The organism is Longimicrobium sp. (genome assembly GCF_036280135.1).
Taxonomy (GTDB): Bacteria; Gemmatimonadota; Gemmatimonadetes; order Longimicrobiales; family Longimicrobiaceae; genus Longimicrobium.
The window spans coordinates 1-9,221 of sequence record NZ_DASURI010000923.1 but is presented as its reverse complement, the minus strand read 5'-3'; the positions used below and the strand labels follow the sequence as shown (position 1 = coordinate 9,221).

The 9,221-nt window shown below is 72.0% G+C and carries 4 protein-coding genes; 3 read left to right on the top strand and 1 reads right to left on the bottom strand.

All coding sequences use genetic code 11. The features are described from left to right. The first annotated feature begins 388 nt into the window (after positions 1-388). The gene (gene gyrA, locus VFZ20_RS29750) at positions 389-3,007 is read left to right on the top strand and encodes a DNA gyrase subunit A (RefSeq protein ID WP_414682960.1); all 2,619 of its coding nucleotides are present in this window, start codon (positions 389-391) and stop codon (positions 3,005-3,007) included. A gap of 666 nt (positions 3,008-3,673) precedes the next feature. Here the strand turns inward: gyrA and VFZ20_RS29745 are convergent. Beyond that, on the bottom strand, positions 3,674-6,733 hold the full coding sequence (locus tag VFZ20_RS29745) for a serine hydrolase (RefSeq protein WP_329687599.1): 3,060 nt from the start codon (positions 6,731-6,733) through the stop codon (positions 3,674-3,676). A gap of 373 nt (positions 6,734-7,106) precedes the next feature. Between VFZ20_RS29745 and VFZ20_RS29740 the strand changes: the two genes are divergently transcribed. Together VFZ20_RS29740 and VFZ20_RS29735 are read left to right on the top strand one after the other, a co-directional pair. Beyond that, complete coding sequence (locus tag VFZ20_RS29740) at positions 7,107-8,570, top strand: diguanylate cyclase (protein WP_329687598.1); 1,464 nt, start codon at positions 7,107-7,109, stop codon at positions 8,568-8,570. Between the two features lie 266 nt (positions 8,571-8,836). Further along, a partial coding sequence (locus tag VFZ20_RS29735; RefSeq protein ID WP_329687597.1) for a gamma-glutamyl-gamma-aminobutyrate hydrolase family protein occupies positions 8,837-9,221 on the top strand: 385 nt, incomplete at its 3' end.

Here is a 9,221-nt window from a genome sequence, read left to right as displayed (position 1 = left end):
ACGACGGGCCGGAGAACCTGGGACCGCTGCTCACCGCGCGCGAGCGGCGCGACCTGGAGCGCCGCCTGGCCGCGCACCGCGCCTGATACGCAACGCCCCGCGGACCTGCGTCCGCGGGGCGTCGTCGTCCTCGGCGGAGGTTTGCCGGGCGCGCATGCATACGCGTACGCGCGCGACGTGCGCGTGTGCATGCGCGCGGGCTGGCGGAAACGCCGTCAGCAGCGTACTTTGTCGGCCCATCCGAGCCCCCGTTCGCGGGGCACCGTGCCGGCCTTGCGGGGTACTACGTCCGCAGCGCATAAGTGCGCTTCAGGCAACGACTTCCCTGACGAAATAGATGTCCGACGACTTCACGCCCGACACGCCCGGGCAGGACGGCGACGAGCCGATGGACGGCGCCGGCACCCCCGGTTCGCGCGTTCTGCCGCGGCTCATCGAAGACGAGATGCGCGAATCGTTCATCGACTACTCGATGAGCGTGATCGTGCAGCGGGCGCTTCCCGACGTGCGCGACGGGCTCAAGCCGGTGCACCGCCGCATCCTGTTCGCCATGCAGGAGGCGGGGCTCATCCCCACGCGGCCGTACAAGAAGTGCGCGACGGTGGTGGGCGACGTGCTGGGAAAGTACCACCCGCACGGCGACGCGTCCGTGTACGACGCGCTCGTGCGCATGGTGCAGGACTTCTCCCTGCGCTACCCGCTCATCGACGGCCAGGGCAACTTCGGCAGTATCGACGGCGACTTCGCGGCGGCGTACCGGTACACCGAGTCGCGCCTGGCGCCGCTGGCCGGCGAGCTGCTGGCGGACATCGACAAGGAGACCGTCGACTTCGCCCCCAACTACGACGACCGGCTCACGGAGCCGCGCGTGCTGCCGTCGCGCTTTCCGAACCTGCTCGTCAACGGCAGCAGCGGGATCGCGGTGGGCATGGCCACCAACATCCCCCCGCACAACCTGCGCGAGGTGGTGAACGCCTGCGTTCACCTGGTGGACAACCCCGACGCCACCTGGGAGGACCTGCACCAGTTCGTGAAGGGGCCCGACTTTCCCACGGGCGGCGTGATCTACGGGCGCGACGGCATCCGCGAGGCGTACGAGACGGGGCGCGGCCGCGTGGTGCTGCGCGCCCGGGCCGAGATCGAGGAAAAGGACGGCGGCCGGGGCGAGCGCATCATCATCACCGAGGTGCCGTTCCAGGTGAACAAGTCGCGCGTCATCGAGCACATCGCCGAACTGGTGCGCGACAAGAAGCTGGAGGGCATCAGCGACCTGCGCGACGAGAGCGACAAGCGCATCCGCATCGTCATCGACCTCAAGCGCGATGCCATTCCCCACATCGTGCTCAACCAGCTGTACAAGCACACGCAGCTGCAGAGCACCTTCGGCGTGATCATGCTGGCCCTCACGGGCGGCGTGCCCAAGGTGATGAGCCTGCGCGAGATGCTGTACCACTTCGTGCAGCACCGGCACGAGGTGGTGCGCCGCCGCGCGGAGTACGAGCTGCGCAAGGCGCGCGAGCGGGAGCACATCCTGGAGGGCCTCAAGATCGCCGTCGACAACATCGACGAGGTCATCGCCATCATCCGCGGCAGCGAGACCACGGCCGAGGCGGGGCAGTCGCTGCGCTCGCGCTTTGGCCTGAGCGACCGCCAGAGCGACGCCATCCTCAACATGCGCCTGGCGCGCCTGACGGGGCTGGAGATCGAGCAGCTGGAGGCGGAGCTGGGCGAGGTGCGCGCCACCATCGCCGACCTGGAGGACATCCTGGCCAGCGAGGTGCGGCGCCGGGGGATCATCAAGGACGAGCTCACGGAGGTCGCCGACAAGTTCGGCGACGAGCGGCGCACGGAGATCCTGGGGATGACGGGGGCCTTCTCCATCGAGGACCTGATCCCCGACGAGGAGATGGTGATCACCGTGTCGCACAGCGGCTACATCAAGCGCGTGCCCAGCGACACGTACCGGGCCCAGGCGCGCGGCGGCCGCGGCATCGAGGGGATGAAGACCAAGGACGAGGACTGGGTGGAGCACCTGTTCCTGGCCAACACCCACGACTACCTGATGTTCTTTACCCGCGACGGCCAGTGCTACTGGCTCAAGGTGCACGAGATCCCCGTGGGCTCGCGCAACTCGCGGGGCAAGCCCGTGGTGAACCTCATCAACATCGCCAGCGACGAGAAGATCGCGGCGCTGGTGCCCGTGCGGGAGTTCAGCCACGAGCGCTCGCTCATCTTCGTCACGCGCCGGGGCGTGATCAAGAAGACGTCGCTGGCGGCGTACGGAAACCCGCGCCGCGTGGGCCTGAACGCCATGAACGTGCTGGAGGGCGACGAGCTCATCAGCGTGCAGCTGGCCGACGGCAGCTGCGACGTGGTGCTGGCCACGCGCGACGGCATGGCCATCCGCTTCGAGGAGGGCAACGTGCGCGAGATGGGCCGCGCCACCACGGGCGTGCGCGGCATCTCGCTCATGGGCGACGACGTGGTCATCGGCATGGTGGTGACCAAGCCGGGCAGCACGCTGCTGGTGGTGAGCGAGCTGGGCATGGGCAAGCGCACCGTCCTGGAGGCGTACCGCTGCCAGCGCCGCGGCGGCAAGGGCGTCATCAACCTGCGCCTGTCGGAAAAGACGGGGCGCGTGGTGAGCATCAAGGAGGTGCACCCGGGCGACGAGCTCATGATGATCACCCGCGAGGGCATCATCATCCGCAGCCCCGTGGACCAGATCCGCGTGGTGGGCCGCAACACGCAGGGCGTAAAGCTCATCAACCTGGGCCCCAAGGACGCGGTGATGGACGTGGCCCGCGTGGTGAACGAGGACGAGGAGCCCAAGCCCATCCTGGACGACGTGCCCGAGGGCCAGGAGGTGGTGGATTCCACGGCGCTCATGGAGGAGGAGCTGGGGATCGAGGACGAGGAGGACGACGGCGGCGAGCCGGAGGACTTCATCGAGGAGGACGAGGGTCCCGACTCCGTGGACGAGCTGATGGACGACGACGAGGTCTGATCCTCGGCGCGGACTGGATCCCTGGTGATGGATGCGGGCGGGGCGGCAGCGATGCCGCCCCGTTCGCGTTAGGGAGAGAACCGGGTGCGCTGGGCCGACATCCAGCCTGAGCGGGTAAACCCGCCGCTGGGACAGCCATAAGCCCCGTCTCGCGCCGACGCGCTCCGCGAACGAGGCTTCAACCGACTACAGGGGCGCCGTCCGGCCGGCGGCCGACTTCCGCACCAAGCGAGTGAACTCGCCGCAACGACGGCGGAAAGCCTCACAAACTGCGTGAGGCTTCAACCACGAAAAGGCCGCCCCGGTGCACCGGAACGGCCTTTCGCTGGGGCAGTCCGCGAAGGCGGACTTCGCGAATTTCCAGCGGCGAATTCCATTCGCTTCTGGACGTCGCGGATCGTGCTCCGGTGCATCCCGACGGCGCGCGGCAGGAGCTGTCGGCGAAGGCCGACATCACGTTTTCGGTGCCGCGAATTCATTCGCCGGGCCGGCTGGGGGCCTGCCCCACCTCGCGATCTCACCTCCGGCGCGACCTGAATCCCGCAGATCTCGCTTCGCGATCTCACTCCGCACGCGATCCCGGCTCCGCGATCTCACCTCACGCGCGCCGCCTGCATCCCGCGATTCCATTCTCACGCGATCCACGTTGCGCGCACCACTCCGCGCTCACCCCAGCGTGATCGTCCACCCGGGCGCGCCGGGAAGTTCCACGGGCGCGCCGGAGAGCCAGCGGCGCACGTCCGCCGGCTGCGCGAGGGCGAACGTCGGCGGTGGGGCGGGGAGCTCGATCTGCGCGCGGCGGCGGCGGCGCGGCGGGGTGCGGCGGCGCGCACGGGCGCGGGCCCGCGCGGCGGCCGCGGCGCGCTCCGCCTCGGCGATGGCGGCGGGGCTGCCGGGGCGCGGACGGACGGGCTGGTCGGAAACGGCCTTGGCGGCCAGGTCCCCCACCCGCGCGCGCACCTCCAGCATGCGCCCCGAGCTGCCCTCCGTGTACGTGCGGTTGGTCAGGAGGACGACGAACAGCTCGCGTTGCGGATCGATCCAGATGGCCGTCCCCGTGAACCCCAGGTGCCCGTACGACCGCTCGGAGAAGTAGCTGCCGGCGGCGCTCCGCGGTGCGGGCGTGTCCCAGCCCAGGGCGCGCGTTCCCGCGTTGGGCTGGCGGCGCGTCCACGCGGAGATGGTGCCGTTCCCCAGCACCCGCCGGGTGCCGTACGCGCCCCCGTTCAGCAGGGTCTGCGCGTAGATGGACAGGTCCCATGCGGTGGAAAAGAGCCCCGCGTGGCCCGCCACGCCGCCCAGCCGGTACGCGTTGCCGTCGTGCACCACGCCGTCCACGGTGTACGGCCGCTCGCTGCCGGGCTGCGCCGTGGGCACGGCGCGCGGCTGCAGCTCCATCTGCGGCACGTAAAAGGTGTTCTCCATCCCCAGCGGGCCGTAGATGCGCCGGGCCAGCAGCCGGTCCATGGGCTCTTCCGCGCGGCGCGCCACGGCCTCGGCCAGCAGGATCATCCCGAAGTCGCTGTACTCCACGCGCGTTCCCGGCGGCGTCACCAGCTCCGAGCGGATCACCCGGCGCAGGGCCGCGTCGCGCGACGACAGCGGATACAGCCAGTCGCCCGCGGGCAGCCCGCTGGTGTGCGTGAGCAGGTGGCGGATGGTGACGTCGGCCTTGCCGTCGCCGCGAAACTGGGGGATGTAGCGCCGCAGGGGCGCGCCCAGGCCAATGCGCTCGTCCTCCACCATCACCATGGCGGCGGGCACGGTGCCGACCACCTTGCTGAGCGACGCGATGTCGAACAGGGTCGTCCGCGGATCCACGGCCGCGCCGCCCGTGCGCCCGTAGCCGCGCAGCTTGACGATCGCCCCGCGCCGGCCGACCGCCACCGCCGCCGCGCTGAACACACCGTCGTCGATGGCCTGGCGGATGACGCGGTCGATGGCGTCCAGCGTGTCGCCGCGCATGTCCGCGGAATCCGGCGCCACGACGCGCAGCGTGCGCGCGGGGGGCCAGACGGTGCCCGGCGGCAGGCGCGGCGCGCGGATGGCGCCCGTGACCGCCGCGGCGGCCGCGCGCTGGGCCGCGTCGCCCTCGCCGCGCACGACGATGACGGATCGGGCGCGCGGCGGCGCCACGTCCGTGGCGGGAAAGAAGTCGATCCACACGATCTGCCGCGACGTCGTGTCGCGCCGCAGCTCCGCCAGGCGCGCGTCGGGGAGGGCCGCGCGGGCGGTGCTGTCCGGCCACGCCAGCGCGGGGACGATGCGGTCCACGACGGCCGGCCGCGCCTCGCGAAAGGCGCCGACGATCACGCATCCCGCGTCCGCCGCGTCGAACGCGATGCCGGGCGGGACGAGTGAGCCGCGGCGGGGCAGGCGGTCCGTCTGCAGGTGGCGCAGGCCGGGGATGCGGCGCCGCAGCGCATCCGCCAGGGACTTCGCGGCGATCCCCTGCCGCGTGACGAGCACCGTCCGCCGGCATCCCCGCAGCACGTCCGCCGGCGCGCTGCCCAGGATCGACAGGGCAGACTCGTGCGCGGCAAAGGCGAGCGTGTCGGCGCTCCCGTCGGCCAAATCCGCTTCCTTCGATTCCCCGCGATCCGCCGGCTTCCCCTGGTCCGCGGACCTTGCGGAATTCACCGCGCGGGCCGAGTCGCCGCCCGTCATCCCCAGCCCCAGGCGCTCCTTCGCGTCAAAGATGCGGCGGACGGCGATCTCGATCATCTCCCGGCGCACGCGGCCGGATTCGACGGCGGCCACGATGGCGTCGATGGCCTCGCGCTCGTTCTCCACGCCCACGAGCAGGTCCGCCCCGGCGGAGACCGCGCGCACGGCCGCCTCGCCCCCGCCAAAGCGCCGGACGAGGGGCGCCGTGGGCGACAGGTCCTCGATCACCAGCCCGTCGAACCCCAGGTCGCGCCGCAGGATGCCCGTGACGAAGACGGGGTTGTCCGGCAGGGGGACGGAATCGCGCGTCAGGGACGGGACGGCAACGGAGGCGGGCTTGACGGCGCCCACGCCGCGCGCCAGCAGGTCGCGCAGCAGGCCCAGCTGCAGTGCCTCCGCCGCGGCGCGGTCCCAGCCCAGGACGCGGTACTCCACGTCGGCCTGTCCCGGCCCCGGCGACAGCGCGCGGAGGCCGACGATCAGCCCGTTCTCCGCCAGCGCCTGCGCGTACGCGGCGAACGCGCTGTCCGCGCGCGCCCCGCCGGGCGCCGGCAGGGCCGTCTGCCGGGGAAAGGACGGGGCGGAGAGCATGGCGAAGTTCACCCCCGCCGCGCGCGCGTCGGCCGCGGCGCGGGCCGCCGCCGCGCGGATGCGCTCGCCGTCCCACGTGGCCAGCGAGGCGGGCGGGGGCAGCTCGGCCGCGCCGGCCAGGGCGCCGCCCGCGCCGCGGTCCAGGTCCGCGATGACGAGGAGCGGACGGCGGGCGGTGCGCTGGATGAGGCCCACGCGCCGCTCGGCGACGGAGGCGGAGCCGGGGAGCAGCCGCACGCCGCCCACGGCGCTGGCCGCCAGCCGCCGGGCGATGAGCGTGTCCTGCGACGTGCGCGCGTCGGGGCGCACGTACACGGCGGGCGCCACCATCTGCGCCACCTGCTCGCGCAGGGGCATACGGACGATGCGCTCCTGCGCCCACGGCGACACCTCGTCGCGGCAGGCGGCCAGGGGCGCCAGCGCGGCGAGCAGCAGGCCCAGTGTTGCGAGTGAGCGGCGGACGGACAACGGTTCGGGCGTGACGGGTGTCGAGAAATCAGCGGACCACGTGACACCGGGGCGCAGGAAACGGACCGGGGCGCCGGTGGGACACGCCTGGTGCAGCACCGTGGCGCGGTTGTCTCACGAAATGCCGTCAAGGCCCCGCACCGGCAAGGCGGCGGCTGGGCGTCATAAATGTGCGGAACATGGTCCGGTCCTTGCCCTGCGCACCCGTACCGCCCGTATCCGCGCAACGCGCCGTCGGCGGGCGCCCGTGTGGTTCCCGGGCGCGGAATCCCGGTCCTGACGATCCACCTGGCATGTGCCCGCGCCACCCGCCGCGGGCCCCGCCGTGCAGTGTTCATCCGCCCGGAGCTCCGGGCCCCGATACGCATTCTGAATGAACGACAGCCCCGCGACCGTCTTTGTCGCAGACGACAACCCGTCCATCCTGCAGGGCCTTGACCGTGCGCTGAAGGTGACCGGCTACCACGTGCGCACGGCCGTGAGCGGACGCGGGGTGCTGGACCTGCTGGAGCAGGCCGAGACCCTGCCGGACCTGCTGCTGCTGGACGTGATGATGCCCGAGATGAGCGGGCTGGAGGTGCTGCGCAGCCTGCGGATGGACGCGCGCTGGGTGGACATCCCCGTCGTGCTCATCACGGCCACCAACGACGGCGCGCTCCCCGTGAGCGCCCTGCGCGACGGCGCGGTGGACTTCCTGACCAAGCCGTTTCGCCTGGACGAGCTGCTGGCGCGGGTGGAGAACCACGTGCGCCGCAACCGCGACCTGCGCCGGGCCCGCGAGGCCGCGCGCATGCGGCTGCAGGCCATCGACCTCATCCGCGAGCTCAACCGCGTGGTCACGGCGGACGAGATGTTCCACCTGGTGACGTCGCGCACGTCGGAGATCCTGGGCGTGGGCCGCTGCTCCGTGCTCGTGGTGCAGCAGGGCGAGAGCGTGGCGCGCGTGGCCGCCAGCTCCGAGGCGGAATTGACGGACGGGCTGGAGCTGGACTTGGCGGTGTACCCCGAGGTGCGCGAGGCCCTGATGACGGGCAAGCCCGTGATGGTGGGAGACGTGGCCACCTCGCCCCTGTTCGACGGGGTGCGCAGCGAGTGGGAGCGCCGGGGCCTGCCGCACCCCCTGCGCTCGGTGATCGTGGTGCCGTTCCCCATCACCGAGCACGTGACGGGGTTCTTCGTGGAGCGCTCCACCATCGACGAGCCCGAGCTGGGCGACGACGCGGCGGAGCTGGCGCAGCGGGTGGTGGAGGCCATCGTGCAGGCGTGCGGGCGGGTGCAGCTGTTCCAGAAGCTGGTGGAGCAGCGCAAGAAGCTGCACGACCTGGCGCACACGGACGAGCTCACGGGGTGCGACACGCGGCGCTCCATCATCAGCTACCTGGGCCGCGAGCTGGAGAACGCCCGGTCGTCCGGCCAGCCGCTGTCCATCGTCATCCTGGACCTGGACCGGTTCAAGGAGATCAACGACACCTGCGGCCACCTGGCGGGCGATGCCGTGCTGCGGGGGCTGGGTGCATGGCTGGGCTCCGAGGGCCTGCGCGCCAACGACCGCGCCGGCCGCTACGGCGGCGACGAGTTCGTCATCGTGCTGCCGGAGACGACGGCCGCGGGCGCCGCCGCTTTTGCGGAGCGGGCCCGCGCGCACTTCACGGACCTGCCCTTCGTCTTTGGCGACACGCGCGTGCGGGCGTCGCTCAGCGCCGGCGTGGCGTCGTGGCCCGAGGCGGACGTGACGACGGCCGAGGAGCTCATCTCCCTGGCGGACACGGCGCTGTACCAGGCCAAGCAGGGCGGCCGCGACCGCACGTGCGTGACCCCCGCGGCGGCGGCGGCGTGATGAACGGAAGTGCGTGAGTGCGGAAGTGCGTGAGTGGTTGATGCGAGAAGGGGGCCTCCCTGCGCGGGGGCCGCTTTCTTCTTTTGGCGAGAGCCTCGTCCTCGTGCGAGATCCTCGCCCGGGCACGGAGCCCACTTCCGCACTAACGCACTAACGCACTCACGCACTCACGCACTCACGCACTCACGCACTATCTTCCCGGCCCGGCGCGGAACCTGCGAGTTCCCGCCGGGCCGGGGCCGTTTGGGACAACCGTACGCACGCCAATGACTTACCGACCGCTCATCGCCGTCACCACCACCATGTGGCCGGGGGGCTCGCACAACCTCCCGCGGGTGCAGCTCAACGCGCAGTACATCCATGCCGTCGAGGCGCCCGGCGCCTCGGCCGTGCTGCTCACGCCCGCCCACGGGACGGACTCCATCCGCCGCGTCCTGGGCGCGTGCGACGCGCTGCTGCTCACGGGCGGCGAGGACGTGGAGCCGCACCGCTACGGCCAGGAGCCGCTCCCCGAGGTCACCGAGGTGAACCCGGAGCGCGACGAGATGGAGATTGCCGCCGTGCACGAGGCCATGCGCCGGGGCATGCCCATCCTGGCCATCTGCCGCGGCATCCAGGTGCTCAACGTGGCCCTGGGCGGAACCCTGTGGC

Excerpts from the sequence above, each read along its gene's own strand:
- VFZ20_RS29740 (WP_329687598.1), top strand. The coding sequence starts at position 7,107 with ATGAACGACAGCCCCGCGACCGTCTTTGTCGCAGACGACAACCCGTCC.
- gyrA (WP_414682960.1), top strand. The coding sequence starts at position 389 with ATGGACGGCGCCGGCACCCCCGGTTCGCGCGTTCTGCCGCGGCTCATC.